This window comes from Amycolatopsis oliviviridis (genome assembly GCF_014654365.1).
Lineage (GTDB): Bacteria > Actinomycetota > Actinomycetes > Mycobacteriales > Pseudonocardiaceae > Amycolatopsis > Amycolatopsis oliviviridis.
On the sequence record NZ_BNAY01000002.1, the window covers coordinates 664,720 to 686,669 of the forward strand.

Below are 21,950 nucleotides of genomic sequence, written 5' to 3' on the forward strand. Positions count from 1 at the left end.
GGTGCCCCCGCACCATTGTGAGATGAAGGACGCTTTCATTGCGAAATTTGCTATGAAAGGCCCCTTCATTGCGCGTGTGAGGGCGCCGGCCAGGGCTGAAAGCCGCTACTGCCGGTAGGACTCCACCTCGGAGATCGGCCGCGTCGTGGCCCCGTCCGGGTCTTCGTCGAACTCGACGCGAGCCCGCCGCTGCCGCAGCAGGTCCCAGCACTGGTCCAGCTGCTGCTCCACGCTCGCGAGCCGGGACCGGTCGTCCGAGCTGAGCCCGGTGCCGATCGCCCGCGAACGGAGCTCGTGCTCCACGCTGACCAGTTCGTCGATCCGGCTGAGGATGTCCCCGTCGGCCATGCGCACCTCCTGCGAAACCTGGGTTACTCCATCGGAGACGCTACGCGCAATCACGGGAATGTGCGTAGCACCCGATCCGTTATGCCCGGCATGAGCACTGTGGAGCTGACCGCCGCGAACTTCGATCAGGTCGTTTCCGAGAACGACTTCGTGATCATCGACTTCTGGGCGGGCTGGTGCGTGCCGTGCCGCCAGTTCGCGCCGACCTACGAAAAGGTGTCGGGCAACCATGACGACATCGTGTTCGCGAGCGTCGACACCGAGGCCGAGCAGCAGCTGGCCGCCGCGTTCGACGTGCGCTCGATCCCCACGCTCGCGGTGATCCGTGACAAGACGGTCATCTACGCGCAGCCGGGCGCGCTCCCGGAGAAGACGCTCGAAGACCTCATCCAGCAGGCGCGCGACATCGACATGGACAAGCTCAAGGAAGAAGCGCAAGAAGCCTGACACAGGGGAAGAAGGGGCCCTGCCCGGCGGATTTCGCCGGGCAGGGCCCCTTTGTACTTCAGCGGAACTGTGCCACCGAGGACCGGGTCAGCCCCGGGTGGCGAGTCCGCGCAGGAAGAACGCCAGGTTCGCCGGGCGTTCCGCCAGCCTGCGCATGAAATAGCCGTACCATTCGTCGCCGTAGGGGACGTAGACGCGCATCGTCTTCCCGTCGCCCGCGATCCGGCGCTGCTCCTCGGGACGGATCCCGTACAGCATCTGGAATTCGTGGTCGTCCGCCTTGCGGTCCGCGTCCATCGCGAGCTTCTCGGCGATCGCGATCATCCGCGGGTCGTGTGAGGCGACCATCGGATAACCCTTGCCCTGCATGAGGATCTTCAGGCAGCGCACGTAGGACTTGTCCACTTCGGACTTGTCCTGGAACGCGACCTCTTCGGGTTCGGCGTACGCGCCCTTGCACAGCCGGACACGGGAGCCCTCGCTCGCCAGTTCGCGGCAGTCCTGCTCGGTGCGCCGCAGATAGGCCTGCAGCACCGCGCCGACCCACGGGTACTCGGTGCGCAGTTCCCGCAGGATGCCCAGCGTCGAGTCGGTGGTGGTGTGGTCCTCCATGTCGAGGGTGACCGTGGCGCCGACCGCTTCGGCCGCCGCGCAGATCTTGCGGGCGTTCTCCAGCGCGACCTTCTCGCCGTCGGCGGGCAGGAACTGGCCGACCGCGGACAGCTTGACCGACACGTCCGCGCCGAACGCGAGGCCGTCGGCCGCCAGCGCGGACAGCAGTTCCTCGTAGGCGCGGACGGTCGTCGCGGCCTGCTCGGCGTCGGTGGTGTCCTCGCCGAGGTGGTCGAGGGTGACCCGGAGGCCGTCATCGGCCAGTTCGCGGACCACCCGAGCGGCGTCGGGCGTCTTCGAACCGGCGACGAACCGGCTCACCACCGATCGGGTGGCGGGGACGACCTCGACCAGCTTGCGCATCCGCCGGGATCGGGCGGCGGCGAGCAACGGGGCACGCAACATCACGAACTCCTGGTTCTCAGCCCTGGTGGGGGTAACGGACGCCGGTGGGCGGAACGAACGTCTCCTTGACCGAGCGCGGGCTCGTCCAGCGGAGCAGGTTGAACACCGAACCGGCCTTGTCGTTGGTGCCGGACGCGCGACCGCCGCCGAAGGGCTGCTGGCCGACGACCGCACCGGTCGGCTTGTCGTTGACGTAGAAGTTGCCGGCGGCGAAGCGCAGCGCCTCGGACGCCTTCGCGACGGCCGTGCGGTCGTTCGCGATGATCGCGCCGGTGAGCGCGTAGTCGGCGGTCTCGTCGACCAGCTTCAAGACAGTGTCGAAGCCCTCGTCGGTGCTGTCGTCGTAGACGTGCAGCGCGAGGATCGGGCCGAAGTACTCGGTGCGGAAGATCTCGTGGTCCGGGTTGTCCGACACGAGGATCGTCGGGCGCACGAAGTAGCCGACGCTGTCGTCCGCGGTGCCACCGGCGATGACGTCGATCTCGGCGTCCTCGGCGGCGCTCTTCAGCACGGCCGCGTGCTTGTCGAACGCACGGCGGTCGATCACGGCGCCACCGAAGTTGCTCAGGTCGTTGACGTCTCCGTAGGTGATGGCCTCGGTCTCGGAGACCAGCTCGTCCTTCAGGCTCGCCCAGAGCGAACGCGGGACGTAGGCGCGGGACGCGGCCGAGCACTTCTGGCCCTGGTACTCGAAGGCGCCGCGGATCAGCGCGGTGCGCAGGATGTCGACGTCGGCCGAGGCGTGCGCGAGCACGAAGTCCTTGCCGCCGGTCTCGCCGACCAGGCGCGGGTACGTGCGGTAGCCGGAGATGTTGGCGCCGACGGTGGCCCACAGGTGCTGGAAGGTCGCGGTGGAGCCGGTGAAGTGGATCCCGGCCAGGTCGCGGTGGGTCAGGGCGACCTCGGAGACGGCCTTGCCGTCACCCGGCAGCAGGTTGATGACGCCCGGCGGCATGCCGGCCTCTTCGAGCAGGCGCATCAGCAGGTGCGCGGCGTAGCTCTGCGTCGGCGACGGCTTCCACAGCACGACGTTGCCCATCAGCGCGGGCGCGGTCGGCAGGTTGCCGGAGATCGCGGTGAAGTTGAACGGGGTGATGGCGTACACGAAGCCCTCGAGCGGGCGGTGCTCCATCCGGTTCCAGATCCCGGGCGAGCTGACCGGCTGCTCCGCGAGGATCTGACGGCCGAAGGCGACGTTGAAGCGCCAGAAGTCGATCAGCTCGCAGGCGGAGTCGATCTCGGCCTGGAAGGCGGTCTTCGACTGGCCGAGCATGGTGGCGGCGTTCAGCTTGGCGCGCCACGGGCCTGCCAGCAGGTCGGCGGCACGCAGGATGATCGCGGCGCGGTCGTCGTAGGACAGCGCGCGCCAGCCGGGGGCCGCGGCCTTGGCGGCGGCGATCGCGTCGTGGGTGTCCTGCGCGGTCGCGCTGTGGATGACGCCCAGCACCGCCTTGTGGTTGTGCGGCTGGACGACCTCGATCTTCTCGCCGCCGCCCTTGCGCTGCTCACCACCGATCGTGGCGGTGATGTCGATGGGGTCGGCGTCACCCAGCGCTTTGAGCGCGCCCTCGAGTTCAGCGCGCTCAGCGCTGCCCGGTGCGTAGTTCAGCACCGGCTCGTTCTTCGGGGCGGGGGTCTGGGTCACGGCGTCCACTGACTGCTCCTGACTTCACGTCGCCGGGTAGGTCTCACCCCGAACGGTAGACCGGACGAGCGCTCCACGGCTTGTCCGACTGGCTAGAATCAGGGTGACCATCTTGTCCGATCGGCTTAATTCGGTGATGACCTCGACTACGGAAACGACCACCGGCGCGTCCCTGCGGCATGTCCTCGCCACACTCGGGGAACCGCTGGTCAGAGTGCTCGCGGCGCCCGGCGGACTGGGCGTCGAAGTGGCGGATGTCGTCATCCACGATCCGGAGGATCCGCCCGACGCCCATCCGGGGGATCTCGTCCTGGTGATCGGAGCCCGCGGACGGTCGGCCGCCGGGGCGATCCGGGCGGCGGGACGGTCCGGGGCCGCCGCCGTCGCGATCAAGAGCGGCTCGCCCGTCGTGAACGTCGCGACGGACTCGGGCATCGCGCTGATCGAGGTCGGCCACGAAGCCCGCTGGGAACAGGTCGAGGCACTGGCCAGGGGCGTCGTCGACGCGGCCCGCGCGGGCGGTGAGGCGGACAGTGGCGAGGTGCTGGGCGATCTGTTCTCGCTCGCGCAGACCATCGCGACGCTCACCGGCGGCCTGGTCAGCATCGAGGACACCGCGAGCCGCGTGCTGGCGTATTCGCGGGCGGGCGACGAGGTGGACGAACTGCGCAGGCTTTCGATCCTCGGGCGCGAAGGCCCGGAGCGATACCTCGCGATGCTCCGCGAATGGGGTGTCTACCAACGGCTTCGCGCCGGGGAGGGGATCGTCCGCATCGAGGAGCGGCCCGATCTCGGCATCCGGCGGCGGATCGCGGCCGGGATCCACGCCGGATCGCAGCCGCTGGGCACGATCTGGGTCCAGGAGGGCGCGCATCCCCTGACCGAGAGCGCGGAAATCGCGTTGCTCGGCGCGAGCCGGGCGCTCGCACCGCAACTGATCCGCCACCGGACCCTGCCCAGCCCGGAACTCCGGCTGCGCGAAGACCTGCTGGCAGGATTGCTCGACGGCCGTCTCGACGTCGAATCCGTCGCCGACGACATCGGCGCGGATCCCGGGAAACCGGCCATGGTGCTGGCGTTCTCGCTCCCCCGCGACCGCGCGGCGACCGACCGGCAGCTGCGGCGCGCGGAACTCGTGCACCTGATCACCGTGCACACCGCCGCGTACCGGCGCAGCGCGCTGGTGAGCGTGATCGGCGGCCGGGTCTACGCGCTCCTTCCCGACCTCCCCGAACACGCCGAGACGCGGATCCTGGCGCTGGCCAAGGAAATCGTCGGCACCGCGCAACGGCATCTCGACGTCCGGGTGCGCGCGGCGCTGGGCGGTGTCGTGCCGCGCCTGTCCGACGCGGCGGCCTCGCGTGGCGACGCGGACCGTGTGCTGGCGACGATGGCGCGCGGGCACGGGACCGCGGACGTCGCCTCGCTGGCCGACGTCCGCGCCGAGGTCCTGCTCTCGGAAGTCCTCGCGTTTCTCGGTGAGCAGCCGAGGATCCGTGATCCCCGGCTGACCGACCTGGTCGCGCACGACGCCGAGCACGGCGGGATCCTGGTGCCCGCCGTACTCGCCTACCTCGACGCGTTCGGCGATGTCCGGCGCGCGGCGCGCGAGCTGAACATCCACCCGAACACGGTGCGCTACCGGGTGCGCCGCGCCGGCGAGGTGTCCGGGATCGATCTGGACGACCCCGCGCAGCGGGTCCTCACCCAGCTTCTGTTGCGCCTCTAGAACGCGTTTCATCCTCTGGATGCGGTCCTTGCGTGTGCAAGTACCGCATCCAGAGGACGAAACGCGCGAGGCGGCCAAGTCACGACACCGCGGCCAGGCTCCGGATTCCGGCGACCTCGGCCAGTCCGCGATAGGACTCCAGCCGCTCGGCCTGGTCGAAAGTGCTGGTGGTCACCAGGATCTCGTCCGCGCCGGTCTTGGCGACGAGGTCGGCCAGCCGGTCGCCCACCTCGTCCGGGGTACCGGCGATCTGGCCGTCGAGCGCGCGGTCCAGCCGCTCCCGATCGCGGTCCGGAAGCGGCGCGGCGAGGATCTCGTCCACCGGCGACAGCGGCGGGAAGACGCCGTGCGTCCGGGAGTAGACCGTCGACCACGCCTCGGGGATCAGCAACCGCCGGGCCCGTTCGGCCGTTTCGGCGACCGCGATCGCCGTGGACACCACGACATACGGCCGCGAAGCCTGCGCGGACGGTTGGAAGCCGGAGCGATAACCCTCGATCGCTTCGAGCAGCGGACCTTCGCCTCGGACCGGCGCGATCACCAGCGGCAGCCCCAGTTCCGCGGCCAGCCGCGCGCCGGCGCCGGTGGCCAGCAGGAACGCGGGCACGCGAAGGCCTTCGGCGGGAATGGCGTGCACACCCGGATACGTGGTCTGGTCGCCCGCGAGAAAGCCCAGCAGATCCCGGACCTGCTCACCGAAACGGTCGGCGTCGTCCTTCTCGTGCCCGAGCGCCTGCCGGACCCCGCCGGTGAACCCGACGGACCGGCCCAGCCCCATGTCGATCCGGCCGGGGAACAGCGATTCGAGCACACCGAACTGTTCCGCGACCACGAGCGGCCGGTGGTTCGGCAGCATCACACCGCCCGTGCCGACCCGGATCCGCTCTGTCGCCGAAGCGACGGCGGCCGCCAGCACCGTGGGCGCCGATCCGGCGACGCCGGGCACGCTGTGGTGTTCGGAGACCCAGAACCGGTGGTAGCCCAGCGCTTCGATGTCCCGCGCGAACGCGACCGTGTCCCGCAGGGCGCGGGGCGCGTCGCCGCCGCGACGGGTCGGGGACCGGTCCAGTACCGAAAGCGTGATCACCTTCGGGTCAACGCGTCCGGACCCGGCGGGCATTCCCCGCTCAGGGGCGCCAGCGCTCGCTGTAGTCCGCGTGGTCGGCGTACGGCAGGGCCAGCAGCCGCAGGGTCAGGCACCAGTTCGTGCCGGCCTCGTCGGCGGGCACATGGCAGGTCTCGCACCAGTACTCGTTGCCGTACAAGGGAAATCCCGGGACCTTCTCCGAGACCGTGGTGCGGTGCGCCTGCAGGAGCCGCCGGGTCGCCTCGATCTCGTTGATCATCTGATTGACCGTGTCGAGTTCGATGTCGTTCAGCGAACGGATCTTCTTTTCGATGACGACCTTGGTCTCACCGCGATTGAGCGATTCGCTGATCTCGGTTTTCTTGACCGCCTGCATGATCAACGCCTGGCGTTGCCCCACACGCGCGGCGAGAAAGGCGATCAAGTCGTCCACAGGTACTCCTTCGTCTCCCCCAGCCTAGTGTTCGGAGGGAAATGTCGCTGGCAGGAAGCTTGCCGTTACGGCAAGGTCCCGTGCGTCACACAGTCTCGTATCGGTCCGCCGCGGAGCGGTAACAGGTTTCTAGATCGACACGAAAGCGCAATCACTCCGCGAGCAAATCGAAGAAGAGACGGATGACGAGCACGAATTGGTCACCGACACCGCACGCGTCGTCACGAAATGCGTTCCGCCTCGTGGCCGGACTCGCCGTCGCGCTCACCTTGGGCGCGGGCGTCGGCGTGGTGGCGGCCACCCACCCGAGAGCGCCCGGCGCGGGCGCGGCACCGGCGGTCCCCGCGACGGTGACCGTCACGGCCGAAGCCGCACCCGCGCCGACCGTCACGATCCCGGCACCCCCGGTCACTTCGGGGCGCGCGGCCGCGGCCACCCCGGCGGACCGGTTCGCCGACGGGACCTACCTGGTCGGCACTGACGTCGAGGCGGGCTCGTACCGCTCCCCCGGACCGGCACCGGGCGGTAACGGGCACTGCTACTGGGCGAGGCTCCGCGCCGTCGGCGCGTCGAAGATCGTGGCCGACCAGCTGACCACGGGCGCAGCCCGGTTCACCGCGCGCAAGGGCGAGTACGTGCAGGTCGCGGGCTGCGAGTTCACGCGCGGCTAGATACGCAGGCAACATTGCGCAGTTTCAACTGCGGAAGTTAGCCTGCGATCATGACCGAGAACGCCTCCGCGTCCAGTGCCCGCGCGGCCCACGACATCCGCGTCGCCTTCAGCCGGCTGCGACGCCGCCTGCGGGAGAACTACGGCAGCGGTGATCTCACGCCGTCCCAGACGTCCGTGCTCAGCCGGCTCGACAAGGACGGCGAAGCGTCGGTCAGCGACCTGGCGGCCCTGGAAGGCATCCGCCACCAATCGATCGCCACCACCGTCGGTGTCCTGGTGGAACGAGGGTTGGCCGCCCGCCGCCCGGATCCCGAGGACGGTCGGCGTCAGCTGGTCTTCGTCACCGACAGCGGCCACGTCTTCCTCGAAGAACGCCGTCGCGCCGGAGAGGGCTGGCTCGCCCAGATCCTGGAGGCGCGGTGCACCGAGGCCGAACGCCGCACGCTGATCGAAGCGGCGGCGCTGCTGGAACGGGTCGTGCGCCGATGAACACCACGACGGAAACCGGTTTCGACCGGCGGCTGCTGCCCCCGATGATGCTGGGAGCGGCCCTCAACCCGGTCAACTCGTCGATCATCTCGGTGTCCCTGGTGCCGATCGGCGTGGCCTTCAGGGCGCCGCCCGCCGAGACGGCCTGGCTGGTCTCCGCGCTGTACCTGGCCACCGCGATCGGCCAGCCCGTGGTGGGGCGGCTCATCGACCTCTTCGGCCCCCGCCGCCTGTTCCTGGCCGGGGCGGCGCTGACCGGGATCTCCGGTGTCGTCGGGATGCTCGCCCCGGGCTTCGGCGTGCTCGTCGCGTCCCGGGTGCTCCTCGGTTTCGGCACCTGCGCCGGCTATCCGGCGGCGATGCACCTCATCCGGAGCGAAGCGCGGCGCACCGGGAAGGACAGCCCGGCCGGGGTCCTCACCGCGCTCGCCATCACCACGCAGACCATCGCCGTCGTCGGGCCCAGCCTCGGCGGCCTGCTGATCGGGATCGGCGGCTGGCGCGCCACGCTGGCGATCAACATCCCGCTCGCCCTGGCCGGCCTCTACCTCGGCTTCCGCCGCCTCCCCGCGACACCGGCCACCCGCCAGGACGGCCGCGGTCTCGTCCGCGAACTCGACCTGCCCGGCATGGGCCTGTTCGCCGCGGCGCTCGTCTGCCTGCTGCTGTTCCTGATGGACGTCCGGGGCGGCGACTGGTGGCTGCTCGCCGTGACCGTCGTGGCGGGCGCCGGTTTCGCCTGGCGCGAGCTGCGGGCCCGGCAGCCGTTCATCGACGTGCGCCTGCTCGGCGGCAACCTGCCGCTGCTGGCCACCTACGGCCGGGCCCTGCTCAGCTTCGTCGTCAGCTACGCCTTCCTCTACGGGTTCACGCAGTGGATGGAGCAGGGGCACGGGCTGTCCGCGTCGGAAGCCGGGCTGGTGCTGCTTCCCCTGTTCGCCGTCGGGATCATCGCCTCCACCGTCACCGGGCGCAGCAAAGCCGTCCGCGGCAAGCTGCTGGCCGGTTCGCTCGGCCAGGTCGCCGCCTGCGCGCTGCTGCTGTTCCTCAACGACGGCAGTCCGGTGTGGACACTGCTGGCCGTCGTCATCGTCCTCGGGATCCCGCAGGGGCTGAACAACCTCGCGCTGCAGAACTCCGTGTACCACCAGGCCCACGCCGAACGGATGGGCTCGTCGGCCGGGTTGCTCCGCACCTTCGGCTACCTCGGCGCCATCGTCGCGTCCGCGGCCAATGGGGCCTTCTTCGGCCAGCGCGCCGACAGCGGCGGGCTGCACCATCTGGCCGCGTTCCTGCTGGTGGTCAGCGTGCTGTTCCTCGCGCTGACCGTCGCCGACCGCTCTTTGTCCCGCGTCGGCCGGGCCTAAGTGTCGTCGCGCGCCTTGCTGGGTTGAACACGCTTCGGCTCCCCGGGCATTTTCGGATAGTCCGGCGGGTACGGCATCTCGCCGAGGCCGTGGTCGCGCTCGTCCCGCGCGTACCACTCCAGCAGGGTCTCGATGCCGAACGCCTGCTCGTCCATCGGCGCGTGGAGGTCGCCGCGCTCGGCGTAGAAGGCGCCCGCGGTCAGGACGTCGAAGTCGTCCGGGTCGACCTCGGTCAGCAGGTCCCAGGTCAGCGGCGTCGACACCGTCGCGCGCGCGGTGCCCCGGACCGACCAGGCCGACGCCACCGTGCGGTCGCGCGCCGCCTGGTTGTAGTCGATGAAGACCCGCCCGCCGCGCTCTTCCTTCCACCAGGCGATGGTCGCCTTGTCCGGGATCCGGCGCTCGACCTCGCGGCCCAGCGCGATCACCGCGTGACGGACGTCGATGAAGTCCCAGTCCGGCCGGATCCGCACCAGGACGTGCACGCCGCGGCCGCCCGAGGTCTTCGGGTAGCCGACGAGGCCCGCCGAGTCGAGGACCTCGCGCACCACACCGGCGACCTCGACCGCGTCGGAGAACCCGGCCTCGTCCGGCGGGTCGACGTCGATGCGGAGTTCGTCGGGGTGGTCGACGTCCGGCCGCCGCACGGGCCACGGGTGGAAGTCGAAGGTGCCGAGGTTCGCCGCCCAGGCGAACACGGCGGCCTCGGTCGGGCAGACCTCTTCGGCGGTCCGGCCGGACGGGAAGGTGATCTTCACCGTCTCCACCCACTCCGGGGCGCCCTTCGGCACACGCTTGGCGTAGAACCAGCCGCCCTCGACGCCGTCGACGTAGCGCTTCAGCGTCGTCGGCCGCTCCCCGATCGCGCGCAGCAGCGGCTCGCCGACCGCGACGTAGTGCTCGACGACCTGGCGCTTCGTGATCCCGCGGGCCGGGAAGTACACCTTGTCCGGGCTGGACACCCGGACCTTGCGCTCGCCTACCGCGACCTCGATCGGCTCACCGTTCTTGGGCATGCGCCCACCGTAGCCAGTCCGGCGCCGCTCAGGGCCGCGGATCGTTCTTCAGGATTGCCATCGTGATGACGTCATGCCACTCGCCGTCCCACCACAGCGCCTCCCGCTGGAGCCCCTCGCGAACGAACCCGGCCTTCTCATAGGCACGCCGAGCACGCGGGTTGTAGTCGAAGACCTCCAGCGAGACGCGATGCAGGCCGACGACGTCGAACGCGTAACCCAGCAGCAGCTTGGTCGCCTCGGTGCCGTAGCCCTTGCCGTAGAACGCCGGACCGTTCAGCGCGATGCGGAAGGCGCTGGAGCGGTTGTCCTTGTCGACGTCGGTGAGCGCGAGATCGCCGACGTGCGCGCGATCGGACTTGCGCACGATCGCGTAGTCCGCGCGATCGTCCAGGCCCGGCCGTCCGGCCAGCCAGGTCCGGACCTGTTCTTCGGTGAAGTCGGTGTGCGTACCGGTCAGCCTGCGGCTTTCCGGTTCCCGCAAGGCCTCCCAGCCGGTCTCGAAGTACGTCTCGTCGAGTTGCGTGAGCAGGACGGTCTCGCCGGTGAGGTCGGGTTGGGTCCGCAGCGCCTCGGTATCGATCACGGCGAATACCGTACGGTGGACGCAGTGTCCGGCCGTACCAAATTAATTCTCGCGCTCACCGTGCTCGCCCTCTTCGTGACGGCCGCGGTGCTGTTGCCGATCCCGAGCCCGGCCGGGCTGCGGGCCTGGGCGGCCGAAACCGGCCCCGCGACGCCGCTGGTGTTCTTCCTGGTCTATTCGGTGCTGACCGTGGCGCCGATCCCGCGCACCGTGTTCAACCTGGCGGGCGGGCTGCTGCTCGGGGCCACGACGGGCATCGTCGTCGGCATCCTGGCGACCACGGTCGCCTCCGGGCTCTCGTTCGCCCTTTCGAGGGCGCTCGGCCGCGATCTGGTGACCCGGCACCTGCACCGGGCCAAGGTCCGCGCGGTCAACGACCGCCTTTCGGACGGCGGGGTCCTGGCGATCACCTCCTTACGGCTGATCCCGATGGTGCCCTTCGCTCCGTTCAGTTACTTGTGCGGAGTGTCATCCGTCCGTTTCGTTCCGTATTTGATCGGGACCGCGCTCGGCAGCCTGCCGGGCACGATCGCGGTCGTCGTCCTCGGGGACGCGCTGACCGGGGAAACGCCTCCCGCCCTGCTGATCTGTTACGCCGTGTTCGCCGCCGCGGGGGCCATCGGGCTGGTCAAGGTCTTCCGGCGGAAAGCCGCTCCGGTGCCCGAATCGAGCGGCGAGGAAGAATTGCCCGCCTCCGCACCGGCGAGCTGACGGGGAGCCGAAACCGCCGCCCGCTACACTCGATCGGGTGCGCGGGACCTTTCAGGCCGCGTAACGCCACCATCACCCGGGATGTGTTCGTCAAAGAATGTGTCAGGAGCAGTCGCCATCGACACCGGTCAGCTGATCGCTGGGCACTACCGCCTGGTAGAGCAAATTGGTAGCGGTGCCATGGGGGTGGTCTGGCGCGCCATCGATGTCCGCCTCGAGCGCTCGGTGGCGGTCAAGCAGATCCTCCCGCAGCCCGGTGTCTCCGAGGCCGAACGCGACAACATGCGCCAGCGCGCCATGCGCGAGGCGAAGAACGCGGCCCGCTTCCAGCATCCGAACGCGATCGTCGTGTTCGACATCGCCGAGCACGGCGGCGACCCCTGCCTGGTGATGGAGTACCTGAACGGCCCGAGTCTCTCGGCGATCATCTCCGACGAGGGCACGCTGCCGCTGGGGCGCGTCGCGAAGATCGGCGAGCAGGTCGCGTCGGCGCTGGTCGCCGCGCACCGCGCCGGGATCGTGCACCGCGACGTCAAGCCCGGGAACATCCTGATCGACGAGTCCGGCACCGCGAAGATCACCGACTTCGGCATCTCGCGCGCGGCGGGCGACATGACGCTCACCCAGACCGGCCTGATCGGCGGCACCCCGGCCTACCTCGCGCCCGAGCTGGCGCGCGGCTCCGACCCGGTGCCCAGCTCCGACGTCTTCGCGCTCGGCGCCACGCTCTACCAGGCGATCGAGGGCCAGACGCCGTACGGGAACAGCTCCAACCAGCTCGCGCTGCTCTACGCGGCCGCGAACGGGCAGATCAACCCGCCGCAGCAGGCGGGCGCCGCGACGGCGCTGCTGATGAGCCTCCTGCGCACCGAGCCGACCGAACGCCCGAGCATGGCCGAAGCCCGGGAGCGCCTCGCCGCGCTGGCGGCGAACGAATCCGGCTCGGGCATGGCGGCCTCGCCGCGGCTCTTCGGAGCGGGCGGCGGTAGACAGCCCGCCGCCCCCGACACCCCGGGCGGCGGCAACCCTCTGGGTGAGCGGCCGCCGTGGCAGCGGACCGAGAGCCCGGCCCAGTCGGCCTCGGCGCCACCACCGCCTCCGCCCGTCAAGCAGCACACCCCGACGGCCGCGTTCATCCCCATGCGCTCGCAGGCCGCCCCGCCGAACACGCCGCCGCGCCCGGTCCCCGCGGCGACCCCGCCGCCGTCCGCGGCCGCCCCGATGCGGCCGTCCCCGGCCAAGGCCCCCGACGCCAAGCGCAAGGCCGTCCTGTTCGCGGGTGCCGGCGCCGCGGTCGTGGTGATCGCCGTGATCGTGTTCCTGGTGCTCAATTCGAGCAACGGGGGCAGCGGCAACCAGGCCGGGGGCAACACGGGGGCCAACCCGCAGCCCGGCACCTCGGCGCCCAAGTCGAGCGGCTCGTCTTCATCCGCTCCCGCGCCCGCTGGCCTGGGGAAGACCCCCAGTGAAAAGGTCACCAGCTATTCGAGCGTGGGCGGCTTCCTCCTGGACTTCTTCGACACGGGCAAGATCGGCACGACCGCGAGCTGGAACAAGCTCACTGACGCCGCGAAGGCCGTGTACGGCTCCGAGCAGGCCTTCGCCGAGTACTGGGCAGCACACAAGGTCACCGGCTCCGAAAAAGCACGAGCCGACAGCGGCGGCGGAAACCCCGACGGGTCGATCGACATGAACATCACGATCAACGGCGGCCCTCGCCCGGCACTGCGCGTGGTCCAGGTCGGCGGGCAGTACTACATCGACGCCGACACGCGAGTACTCGGCAACTGACGCAGCGTGGCGGTGGTGAGACCCGCCTCGCTGGTGGTAGGCCAATCGCCGCTCTTGGCTTACTGTTGCCGGTATGGCCGATAGCGGACCTTTCGGACCTGGCCAGAATCCTCGTTTCGAGGAGGACCTGGTAGGCCTCGACCCGTACGACCCCGAAGCCCGTGCCTTCGCCGAGCATCTGGACCGCATCGAACGCTGCGGCCCGAACTTCACCGTCGAAGCCTGCATCGACGGCGTCTCCGATTTCGCCGACTCCAGCAACCGTCTCGGCGGCCTGCGCTGGTGGATCTCGGCACTCGTCGTGGTCCTCATCGTGCTCGGCGTGATGGTCACCGCATGGGACATCATCGGCCGGGCCATCGCGTGGCTCGCGGGGTAACGTGGAACCAGTGAAAGGTATGAAACCCGTTGTCGGAGCCACGCCGCGCGTGGTCAAGTCCGAGCAGGAATGGCGGGAACAGCTCAGCCCCGACGAGTACGCCGTGCTCCGCCAGGCGGGCACCGAGCGTCCCTTCACCGGCGAGTACACCGATGAGAAGACCACCGGTGTCTACCAATGCCGCGCCTGTGGCGCCGAGCTGTTCCGCAGCGACACGAAGTTCGAGAGCCATTGCGGCTGGCCGTCGTTCTACGACCCGGCCGACACCGACGCCGTCCTCCTCCGCGAGGACACCACGATGGGGATGCGCCGCATCGAGGTGCTGTGCAAGTCGTGCCACAGCCACCTCGGGCACGTTTTCGAAGGCGAGGGCTACGCCACGCCGACGGATCAGCGGTACTGCATCAACTCGATCTCGCTGAAGCTCGTCCCCGAGTCCGAGTCGTAACCGAACCGAGCGAACCTCCGCCCTCTCCGACGCGTTCACTGAGAACTGGAACAGCGTCGGGGAGGGCGGTGTTTTGTGAACGAACCCTGGGGAATCTCCGGACCGGCTTTCGCCTGGATCTACGGTGTCTGCGCCGTACTGCCGGTGGCACTCGCCGTGGCGAACGAACTGTGGCTGCGCCGTGACACCGGCGTCAGGAAGGTGCCCGGTCTCTATCACCTGGCCGCGCTGGCGGACGGCGTGGAACGGGTCACCGACACCGCCGTCGCCGGGCTGATCGAACGGCACTCGCTCCGGCCCGACGGCCGCGGGCTCCTGCATCCGATCCGGCCCGCCCCGGAGGATCCCTTCGAGCGCGCGGTCGTCTCGCTCGTGCACGGCCACGGGGTCACCTTGCGTGAGCTGCGCTCCGGAATGTCCGGGCACGAGGTCGTCCTGGAGCTGCGCGCCGACCTGGAGCGGAAGGGCCTGTTCGTCGCCGAAAACCGGCGACGGACGGGCTGGCTGCTCGCTCTTGCCCTCTACGCGGCCGTCCTCGCGCTGGGCATCGCGCGGCTGGCGAACGCCGTACCGCTGGAGCGTCCGCACACCATCCTCGTCTTCCTGTTCGTCGGCGTGGTCTGCGCGCTGGGCGTGACCGTGTGGCGGCAATGGCCGGACAGGTCCGGCCGCGCGACCGCCGCGGGCCGGCTGGCGCTGCGGTACGGCGACTGGGACCGCGACCTGGCACGCACCGTGACCGGGCGGGTGGCCCTCAACGGGGTGCAGGCCTTCCCCGACCAGGTCGTGGCGCTCACGCTGATCAGGACCGGCGACACGAAGGCGAGGTTGTTCGGCGGCACGGCGAGCACCTGCGGCGGAGGCGCGGCCTCCTTCGCCGCGTCCTCGTGCGGCGGCGGCTCTTCCTGTGGCGGGGGCTCCTCCTCATGCGGCGGCGGAGGGGGTTGCGGCGGCTGACGGCCCAAGTGCCGTCGTGAAAGGCCACCCCGGCTGCTCGAATCACGGAACCACGACCGGACGGAACGACGTCCGACTACGGTAAGTGCACCTGCTCGTGAAAGGCCCGTGCGATGGAAGACACCTGGGGCATCCCCGGACCCACTTTCCTGGCGATCTACGCCGTACTGCTGGTGTTTCCCTTGGTCGTCGGTGTCTTGTGGACGATCGCGGTCAAGCTGGGACGCAAGGCGCCGCGCGCCGCCGTGAGCGGACCGCAGCCGACGGTGTACGAGCTCGCCTACCTCGCGGGCGGCCCGGACCGCGTGGTCGACACGGCCATCGCGGCCCTGGTCGAGCGCGGGACGTTGCGGGTCAGCAGCTCGAAGCAGCTCCAGCTGGCGGGCGCCGAGCCCGCCGACCCGATCGAAAGGGCCGTCGCGAAGGGCGCCAAGCCGGGCTACAACGCGACGACCCGCGGAATGCGTGACAGGCTGCGCATGTCCGGGCCGATGCAGGCGCTCGCCAAGGGCCTGGAGGCGCGGGGGCTCGTGGTCGTCAATCAGGCGCCGCGGATCCGCCGGGTCGTGTTCTTCCTGTACGCCGCCGTGCTCGTCCTCGGTGTGGTGCGCCTGTTCGCCGGGCTCGGAACGAACCACCCCATCGGCTTCCTGATCCCCCTGCTGATCGCGGCCGGGGTCGCGACGCTGATCGCCCGGTCCGTCAAGAACAAGAAAGCCGGACCGCGTCCGACCAGCGAAGGCAACCGGATCCTCGGGAGCGCCAACAGCGCCCTGGCGCGCGAGCGCAAGCGCGGGATCCCCAACGAACCGGCCGTGGGCGGCGTGGGCCCCGGGCTCCTGCTGGGCGGCGCGGCCGCGGCGGTCGCGCTCGGCGGGCTCGCCTTCTACCCGGACGAGGAACTGAGCGAGGCGCTGATCCCGCCGCCGATCCCCGGCGGTTTCGGCGGCGGTGGTTCGTCCAGCGGCGGCAGCACCTGCAGCACCGGCTCCTCGTGCAGCAGCGGAAGCTCCTCTTCCTGCGGTGGTGGGGGCGGCTGCGGTGGCGGCGGCTGCGGTGGCTGACGGACCGGGCCGCCTCGGCATCGGGATCGGCTGGCGGCACGAGCTGGACCTGTCGATCGCTCGGCTGCCCGGCGTCGACTGGGTCGAGGTCGTCGCCGAGAACCTGCACGCCGGGCATCTTCCCGAAACCCTGGTCGCCTTGCGCGACAAAGGAACGCCGGTCCTGCCGCACGCGGTCTCGCTGTCGCTGGGCGGGGCCGAACCGCTGGACACCGCCCGCGTCGAGCATCTCGCGGAGATCACCCGCGAACTCGGCGCGCCGATGGCCAGCGATCACGTGTGTTTCGTGCGCGCGGGCGGCCTCGACTCGGGACATCTGATGCCGCTCCCCCGCACCCGGGAAGCGCTCGACGTCCTGGTGGACAACGTCAAACTGACCCAGTCCATCGTGGAGGTCCCGTTCGCGCTGGAGAACATCGCGGCGGTGCTGGAATGGCCGGGCGCCGAGTTCACCGAGTCGGAGTTCCTGCGGGAGCTGACCGACCGGACCGGCTGCCTGCTGATCATCGACGTCGCCAACCTCTACGCCAACGCCCGCAACCTCGGCACCGATCCCGAGCGGTTCCTCGACGAGATCCCGTGGGAGCGGCTGGCGTACACGCATATGGCGGGCGGTGTCGAACGCGACGGCGTCTACCACGACACGCACGCCCATCCGGTGGTCCCGGAAGTCCTGGACCTGCTGCGGGAACTTCGGAAGCGGGTCGAGCCGCCGGGTGTCCTGCTGGAGCGCGACGACGACTACCCGACCGACGCCGAACTGGCGGCCGAGCTGACCGCGCTCAGGGAAGCGGTCTCGCCGTGACGTCGCCCCGGGAACGGCTCGCCGGACAGCAGGCCGAGCTGCTCAAGGCGCTCCTCGCCGACGGCGACGCCCCCGCGGGTTTCGACGCGGACAGGCTCCGTATCGAGGCGAACGTGTTGCGGAATAAGCAAAGCAGGCTGGCCGCGTACCTGCGGCCGGACCTCTCCGAGGCCCTCGGCGACCGGTTCGCCGCACTGTTCCGCGAGTACGCGACAGCGCACCCGAAGACCGACGCGATCCGTGCGAGGGCCTACGCCGACGCTTTCGGCACGTGGCTCGTCGAGCGCGGCGAAGTCCCGAAACCCCCGGGCCGGTTCACCCGCTGGCTACGCCGCATTTAGTCCTCTGAATGCGTACGGTGCCTGGGACGACGTCCCGCATTTAGTCCTCTGGATGCGGGTTTCACCAGACGGCCCGGTCGCTTCCGGCGACGCGCGTCCCCTCCACCCAGAAGGGATTCGAGCCGGGCAGCGTGCCCGCCATCTTGACCCGGGTGAGCCGGCCGAGCGGGCTGTCGGCGTCCTCCAGGAATTCGGCGCCATCGAAGCCGGTAGGCCCGGCTTCCTTGCGCCCCAAGGAGTTCAGCCACTCCCCGGTCCCGGCGAGCGAAGTGCGGACGTGCTGGCTGCCGCCTTCGGTGGCAGCCCGGCGGACGGCCGTCATGATCGCCGCCGCGGTGAGCCAGCCGGTCGCGTGGTCGAGCGCCTGCACCGGGAGCGGTCCGGGGCCGTCGATCCCGGCCGTCTCGCCGCCCTCGGCGGCGATCCCCGACGTCATCTGCACGAGGCTGTCGAACCCGCGCCTGCGCGCCCACGGTCCTTCCCAGCCGTAGGCCGACAGGTCCGCGATCACGATCCCCGGTCGCAGCTCGGCGATCGCCTCCGGCGAAAAACCCTTGGCCACCAGCGATCCCGGCCGGAACCCCTGGAGAACGACATCGGCGCGCGCGATCAGCTTGCGCAGCCGCGAGCGCCCGGCCTCGGTCTCCAGGTCGACGTACGCCGAGAGCTTGCCCATCCCGGTGTCGACGGCCAGCGGCGGCACGGTCGGCAGCTGCGCCGACCCGATGTGCATGACGGTGGCGCCGTGCGCGGCGAGCACGCGGCCCGCGACCGGCCCGGCGATGACGTGGGTCAGGTCCAGGATCCGCACCCCGCCCAGCGGCCGGTCGGACTCGAACAGCCGCACCGGTTCCGACGGCCCGAGCGGGCGGATCTCGGCGACCGGCAGCTCGCTCGACGCCTGCCCTTGCTTGTGCGCCAGCCACTCGTCGCGGGTCCGCAGTACGGCCGCGGCACCGCCGGCGCCGATCACCGCGGACTCGACCTCGTACTTCGACTTGGCCGCGACGACCTTCTCGAACGCCGCCCGGGTCGCGGGCACGCCGAGACCCCAGCAGACGGCGGAAACGTGACGCGGGTAGTTGCAGTGCAGCCGCACCCAGCCGTCGTTCGCGCGGTAGTCGCCGGACAGCGGCGCGCTGAACGGCACCGGCTCCCCGTCGACCCGGATGTACTGCTCGCTGTGGAACGACGCCGCCGCGTGCCGAGTGTCGACCGAGACCCGGCCGGGTTCGATTCCCCGCAGCCGCAACAGTTCCCCGGCGGCCAGCGTCGCCGCGGCGATACTCGTCGTCGCCGCCTCCTCGACCCGGAAGGTCCCGGGCAGCACGGAATCGGGGCCGGTGACCTCGACGGCGTCTTCGGCGAGCTTGTCACCGGTGAGTGTGGTCCAGACGCGGGCATCCACTGGTGCGTTCACTAGGGCAGGAGCGCGATCAGCTCGGCGGGTTCCACCTTGGTCCCGGTGTAGAACGGGATCTCCTCGCGCACGTGGAGGCGGGCCTCGGTGCCGCGCAGATGACGCATCAGGTCGACGATGCGGTGCAGTTCGTCGGCCTCGAAGGCCAGGATCCACTCGTAGTCGCCCAGCGCGAACGACGCGACCGTGTTGGCGCGGACGTCCGGGTAGTCGCGGGCCTCCTTGCCGTGGTCGGCGAGCATCTTGCGGCGCTCGTCGTCCGGCAGCAGGTACCACTCGTAGGAGCGCACGAACGGATAGACGCAGATGAACTTGCGGGCCTCTTCACCGGCGAGGAACGCCGGGATGTGGCTCTTGTTGAACTCGGCCGGGCGGTGCAGCGCGACCTGGCTCCAGACCGGCACCGAGGCGCGGCCGAGCGGGGTGTGCCGGAAACCGCTGTACGCGGCCTGGACCTGCTCGATCTCCTCGGCGTGCCACCAGACCATGTAGTCGGCGTCGGCCCGCAGCCCCGACAGGTCGTAGAGACCGCGGACGACGACGCCCTTGGCCTCCAGCGCGTCGAGGTACTCGGTGGTCTCCGCGGTCGCCTTCGTGCGGTCCTCGCCGAGCTTGCCCTGCTCGGCCCGGAAGACCGACCAGGCGGTGTAACGGATGGTGTCGTTGAGCTCGTTGTAGTTCAGCCGCGCCATACCGCCATCTTGGCACTGCCGGTGCTCAGGAGCCCTCGTGGGTCGGTGTGATCCCGGCGATGCGGCGGGCGGCCGCGTCGGCGGTGGCGACGCAGGCCGGGAGCCCGACGCCGTGCAGTGTCGCGCCCGCCACGGCGAGCCCTCCGACGTCCGCGACGGCGCGCTCGATCCGTTCGACGCGTTCGAGGTGACCGGTGCCGTACTGCGGGAGCCCGCCACCCCACCGGGTCACCAGCGTCTCGATCGGCTCGGCGGTGACCCCGGTCAGCCGGGCGAGATCGTCGCGGACCACGCGCACGAGTTCGTCGTCGTCCGCGTGCAGCGCGCCCGGCTCACCGAAACGGCCGACCGAGCCGCGGACCAGCACCGGGCCTTCGCCGTACTGCGCCCATTTGCGGGTGGAGAAGGTGAACGCCTTGGCGGCGAACGGCTTCCCGGCCGTGTCCCGCTCGCCGGCGCCGATCAGCACGCCGGACGAGTCCGGCAGTTCGGTCCCCGGCGGGAGTGCGAGCGCGACCACCGCCATCGACGCGAGTTCGACCTCCGCGAACGCCGACGACGCGACCCCCGCGACGCCGTCGAGCAGCCGTCGTGCCGAAGGCGCCGGGACGGCGAGCAGGACGGAGTCGGCGTCGAGGTCGTCGACCTTCCAGCCGGTGGCGGTGCGCTCCAGCGCCGTCACGGTGGTCCCGGTCCGGATCTCGGCGCGCGACAGTTCCGCGAGCCGGTGGATCAGCGTGCCGAGGCCACCCAGCAAGGTCCCGAAGACGGGCGCTGTACTGGGTGATGCGGGCATGAGTGAGGCCGCGCCTTCGGTCAGCGAGCGCGCGCCGCGGTCCACCGCGGACGCGAGGCCGGGCATCGTCGCGCGCAGCCCGAGCCCGTCCGCTCCCCCGGCGTAGACCCCGCCCAGCAGCGGGTCGACGAGCCGGTCCACGAGTTCGTCGCCGAAGCGCTCGCGCAGCAGCGGGCCGAGCGGCACGTCACCGGCGGGCAGGTCCACCGGCGGCAGCGACGACTCGGCCTCGACCAGCGCGCGGCCCTTCTCCGACAGCACCCCGGCGACCGCGTCCGCGGCGGCGGGAACGCCCATGACCGTGCCCGGGGGCAGGCCGAGCACGGAACCGCCGGCGTGGATCTTCGCGCGGGCCTTGGTGGGGTGGACGAGGCTTTCGCCCAGCCCGACCTCCTTCACCAAGGAGAGCGCCTCGGGGCGGCGGGCGAGGAAGGCCTCGGCGCCGACGTCGTAGCGCTCACCGGCGAGTTCGATCGTGCGGAGTTTCCCGCCGAGGGACTCCGTCGCCTCGAAGACGACGATCCGGGCGTCCTCACCGAGCAGCGTCCGCAGCCGGTACGCCGCGGTCAGTCCCGAGATACCGCCACCGACGACGGCGACCGTTCTCACTGCCGGATCTCGTGCACCAGCCCGACCACGCGCGTCAGGACGTCCGGGTCGACGCCGGGCAGCACCCCGTGGCCGAGGTTGAAGATGTGGCCGTCGGCCGCGCGGCCCTCGGCGAGGATCCGCCGGACCTCGGCTTCGAGCACCGGCCAGGACGCGTGCAGCAGCGCCGGGTCGAGGTTGCCCTGCACGACTCCGCCGCCGAGCCGCCGGACGGCCTCGTCGAGCGGGATGCGCCAGTCGACGCCGACCACGTCGGCACCCGCGTCGCGCATGGCCACCAGCAGCTCGCCGGTGCCGACGCCGAAGTGGATCCGCGGCACGCCGTAGCCCGCGACCGCGTCCAGCACCTTCGCCGAATGCGGCAGGACGAACTCGCGGTAGTCCCGCTCAGACAGCGCGCCCGCCCACGAGTCGAACAGCTGGATCGCGTCGGCCCCGGCGTCGAGCTGCGCGCCGAGGAACGTGATCGCCATGTCCGCCAGGCGCCCGGCCAGCTCGTGCCACAGCGCCGGCTCGGAGTGCATGAGCGCCTTGGTGTGTTCGTGGTTGCGGCTCGGCCCGCCCTCGATGAGATAGGAGGCCAGGGTGAACGGCGCGCCCGCGAAGCCGATCAGCGGCGTCTCGCCCAGCGACCCGACCAGCAGCCGGACGCCGTCGGCGACCCGCTCCACCTGCTCCGGGTCCAGGACCGGGAGCGCGCGCACGCCCGCGGCGTCGCGGATCGGCTCGGCGACGACCGGCCCGGTGCCCGCGACGATGTCGATGTCGAGGCCCGCCGCCTTGAGCGGGACGACGATGTCACTGAAGAGGATGGCCGCGTCGACGCCGTGACGGCGGATCGGCTGGAGGGTGATCTCGGCGAGCATCTCGGGGTCGAAGCACGCTTCGAACATCGAGGTGCCCTCGCGCAGCGCCCGGTACTCGGGCAGCGACCGGCCGGCCTGGCGCATGAACCACACGGGGGTGCGGGCCGGACGTTCGCCGCGCGCGGCGGCCAGGAACGGCGAGCCGGGCAGGGCACGACGGGCCGCGGGGACGGTCTGCGCGGGAGAAGCAGGTGAAGGAGACATCACGGTTCATGGTGCCATGGGTGCTCGGAG

Annotated in this window: 24 protein-coding genes; 13 read left to right on the top strand and 11 right to left on the bottom strand. The window is 70.7% G+C overall.

Features of this window, described 5'->3' with window-relative positions; translation table 11 throughout:
• Nucleotides 1-105: 105 nt before the first annotated feature.
• The gene (locus tag IE302_RS10230) at nucleotides 106-348 is read right to left on the bottom strand and encodes a DUF2630 family protein (RefSeq protein ID WP_191254156.1); all 243 of its coding nucleotides are present in this window, start codon (nucleotides 346-348) and stop codon (nucleotides 106-108) included.
• A 90-nt stretch (nucleotides 349-438) separates the two neighbouring features.
• Between IE302_RS10230 and IE302_RS10235 the strand changes: the two genes are divergently transcribed.
• On the top strand, nucleotides 439-795 hold the full coding sequence (locus IE302_RS10235) for a thioredoxin family protein (RefSeq protein WP_039917837.1): 357 nt from the start codon (nucleotides 439-441) through the stop codon (nucleotides 793-795).
• Nucleotides 796-882: 87 nt separating this feature from the next.
• Here the strand turns inward: IE302_RS10235 and IE302_RS10240 are convergent, their stop codons facing one another.
• Both IE302_RS10240 and pruA read right to left on the bottom strand, forming a co-directional pair.
• Nucleotides 883-1,812 (bottom strand): proline dehydrogenase family protein, encoded by a 930-nt coding sequence (locus IE302_RS10240; RefSeq protein ID WP_191254158.1) that lies wholly within the window; start codon nucleotides 1,810-1,812, stop codon nucleotides 883-885.
• Between the two features lie 16 nt (nucleotides 1,813-1,828).
• Nucleotides 1,829-3,466, bottom strand: coding sequence for an L-glutamate gamma-semialdehyde dehydrogenase (gene pruA, locus IE302_RS10245; protein ID WP_191254160.1), 1,638 nt, complete (start codon nucleotides 3,464-3,466; stop codon nucleotides 1,829-1,831).
• A 127-nt stretch (nucleotides 3,467-3,593) separates the two neighbouring features.
• On the opposite strand from pruA, the gene IE302_RS10250 reads away from it, so the two are divergent.
• Nucleotides 3,594-5,186, top strand: a complete 1,593-nt coding sequence (locus IE302_RS10250) for a PucR family transcriptional regulator (protein ID WP_191254162.1) — start codon at nucleotides 3,594-3,596, stop codon at nucleotides 5,184-5,186.
• Nucleotides 5,187-5,265: 79 nt separating this feature from the next.
• Here IE302_RS10250 and IE302_RS10255 read toward each other — a convergent pair whose 3' ends face one another.
• Together IE302_RS10255 and IE302_RS10260 are read right to left on the bottom strand one after the other, a co-directional pair.
• Nucleotides 5,266-6,306, bottom strand: coding sequence for an LLM class flavin-dependent oxidoreductase (locus IE302_RS10255; protein WP_191254163.1), 1,041 nt, complete (start codon nucleotides 6,304-6,306; stop codon nucleotides 5,266-5,268).
• A 7-nt stretch (nucleotides 6,307-6,313) separates the two neighbouring features.
• Nucleotides 6,314-6,706 (bottom strand): DUF6221 family protein, encoded by a 393-nt coding sequence (locus tag IE302_RS10260; protein ID WP_005157051.1) that lies wholly within the window; start codon nucleotides 6,704-6,706, stop codon nucleotides 6,314-6,316.
• A gap of 182 nt (nucleotides 6,707-6,888) precedes the next feature.
• Between IE302_RS10260 and IE302_RS10265 the strand changes: the two genes are divergently transcribed.
• The 3 genes from IE302_RS10265 to IE302_RS10275 are packed head-to-tail and all read left to right on the top strand — an operon-like array spanning nucleotide 6,889 to nucleotide 9,235.
• Nucleotides 6,889-7,377 (top strand): Rv1352/Rv1906c domain-containing protein, encoded by a 489-nt coding sequence (locus tag IE302_RS10265; RefSeq protein WP_229907697.1) that lies wholly within the window; start codon nucleotides 6,889-6,891, stop codon nucleotides 7,375-7,377.
• A 50-nt stretch (nucleotides 7,378-7,427) separates the two neighbouring features.
• The gene (locus IE302_RS10270) at nucleotides 7,428-7,868 is read left to right on the top strand and encodes a MarR family winged helix-turn-helix transcriptional regulator (protein WP_191254164.1); all 441 of its coding nucleotides are present in this window, start codon (nucleotides 7,428-7,430) and stop codon (nucleotides 7,866-7,868) included.
• Complete coding sequence (locus IE302_RS10275; RefSeq protein WP_191254165.1) at nucleotides 7,865-9,235, top strand: MFS transporter; 1,371 nt, start codon at nucleotides 7,865-7,867, stop codon at nucleotides 9,233-9,235. Before IE302_RS10270 ends, IE302_RS10275 begins: the two co-directional genes overlap by 4 nt.
• On the opposite strand, the gene IE302_RS10280 is transcribed toward IE302_RS10275, so the two are convergent.
• Both IE302_RS10280 and IE302_RS10285 read right to left on the bottom strand, forming a co-directional pair.
• Nucleotides 9,232-10,251, bottom strand: a complete 1,020-nt coding sequence (locus IE302_RS10280; RefSeq protein WP_191254166.1) for a DNA polymerase domain-containing protein — start codon at nucleotides 10,249-10,251, stop codon at nucleotides 9,232-9,234. The genes IE302_RS10275 and IE302_RS10280 overlap by 4 nt on opposite strands.
• A 28-nt stretch (nucleotides 10,252-10,279) precedes the next feature.
• Nucleotides 10,280-10,837: a GNAT family N-acetyltransferase gene (locus tag IE302_RS10285; protein WP_191254167.1), complete on the bottom strand. Its 558-nt coding sequence runs from the start codon at nucleotides 10,835-10,837 to the stop codon at nucleotides 10,280-10,282.
• A gap of 24 nt (nucleotides 10,838-10,861) precedes the next feature.
• Here IE302_RS10285 and IE302_RS10290 point away from each other — a divergent pair, with 24 nt between their 5' ends.
• The 8 genes from IE302_RS10290 to IE302_RS10325 all read left to right on the top strand — a co-directional run bounded on the left by IE302_RS10290 (nucleotide 10,862) and on the right by IE302_RS10325 (nucleotide 17,333).
• Nucleotides 10,862-11,548, top strand: a complete 687-nt coding sequence (locus IE302_RS10290; RefSeq protein ID WP_191254168.1) for a TVP38/TMEM64 family protein — start codon at nucleotides 10,862-10,864, stop codon at nucleotides 11,546-11,548.
• A 180-nt stretch (nucleotides 11,549-11,728) separates the two neighbouring features.
• On the top strand, nucleotides 11,729-13,339 hold the full coding sequence (locus IE302_RS10295) for a serine/threonine-protein kinase (protein ID WP_229907698.1): 1,611 nt from the start codon (nucleotides 11,729-11,731) through the stop codon (nucleotides 13,337-13,339).
• 73 nt (nucleotides 13,340-13,412) lie between these two features.
• Complete coding sequence (locus tag IE302_RS10300) at nucleotides 13,413-13,718, top strand: hypothetical protein (RefSeq protein WP_191254170.1); 306 nt, start codon at nucleotides 13,413-13,415, stop codon at nucleotides 13,716-13,718.
• 19 nt (nucleotides 13,719-13,737) lie between these two features.
• Nucleotides 13,738-14,166, top strand: coding sequence for a peptide-methionine (R)-S-oxide reductase MsrB (gene msrB, locus IE302_RS10305; protein ID WP_191254171.1), 429 nt, complete (start codon nucleotides 13,738-13,740; stop codon nucleotides 14,164-14,166).
• Between the two features lie 75 nt (nucleotides 14,167-14,241).
• Nucleotides 14,242-15,123: a TIGR04222 domain-containing membrane protein gene (locus IE302_RS10310; RefSeq protein WP_191254173.1), complete on the top strand. Its 882-nt coding sequence runs from the start codon at nucleotides 14,242-14,244 to the stop codon at nucleotides 15,121-15,123.
• A 113-nt stretch (nucleotides 15,124-15,236) separates the two neighbouring features.
• Nucleotides 15,237-16,187: a TIGR04222 domain-containing membrane protein gene (locus IE302_RS10315; protein ID WP_191254175.1), complete on the top strand. Its 951-nt coding sequence runs from the start codon at nucleotides 15,237-15,239 to the stop codon at nucleotides 16,185-16,187.
• On the top strand, nucleotides 16,180-16,992 hold the full coding sequence (locus IE302_RS10320) for an MbnB/TglH/ChrH family RiPP precursor modification enzyme (RefSeq protein ID WP_229907699.1): 813 nt from the start codon (nucleotides 16,180-16,182) through the stop codon (nucleotides 16,990-16,992). The genes IE302_RS10315 and IE302_RS10320 overlap by 8 nt, the downstream gene beginning before the upstream one ends.
• Nucleotides 16,989-17,333 carry an SCO6045 C-terminal-like domain-containing protein gene (locus tag IE302_RS10325; protein ID WP_191254179.1) on the top strand — a complete coding sequence of 115 codons (345 nt, stop codon included), beginning with the start codon at nucleotides 16,989-16,991 and terminating at the stop codon, nucleotides 17,331-17,333. Before IE302_RS10320 ends, IE302_RS10325 begins: the two co-directional genes overlap by 4 nt.
• A gap of 61 nt (nucleotides 17,334-17,394) precedes the next feature.
• Here IE302_RS10325 and IE302_RS10330 read toward each other — a convergent pair whose 3' ends face one another.
• From IE302_RS10330 to hemE, 4 genes are read right to left on the bottom strand one after another with little or no spacing between them, the layout of a single operon-like run.
• Nucleotides 17,395-18,741 (bottom strand): CoA transferase, encoded by a 1,347-nt coding sequence (locus tag IE302_RS10330; RefSeq protein WP_191254746.1) that lies wholly within the window; start codon nucleotides 18,739-18,741, stop codon nucleotides 17,395-17,397.
• Nucleotides 18,742-18,752: 11 nt separating this feature from the next.
• Complete coding sequence (gene hemQ / locus IE302_RS10335) at nucleotides 18,753-19,445, bottom strand: hydrogen peroxide-dependent heme synthase (RefSeq protein WP_191254182.1); 693 nt, start codon at nucleotides 19,443-19,445, stop codon at nucleotides 18,753-18,755.
• Between the two features lie 25 nt (nucleotides 19,446-19,470).
• The gene (gene hemG, locus IE302_RS10340; protein ID WP_191254184.1) at nucleotides 19,471-20,850 is read right to left on the bottom strand and encodes a protoporphyrinogen oxidase; all 1,380 of its coding nucleotides are present in this window, start codon (nucleotides 20,848-20,850) and stop codon (nucleotides 19,471-19,473) included.
• Nucleotides 20,847-21,920, bottom strand: coding sequence for a uroporphyrinogen decarboxylase (gene hemE, locus IE302_RS10345; RefSeq protein WP_191254187.1), 1,074 nt, complete (start codon nucleotides 21,918-21,920; stop codon nucleotides 20,847-20,849). The genes hemG and hemE overlap by 4 nt, the downstream gene beginning before the upstream one ends.
• Nucleotides 21,921-21,950: the final 30 nt, after the last annotated feature.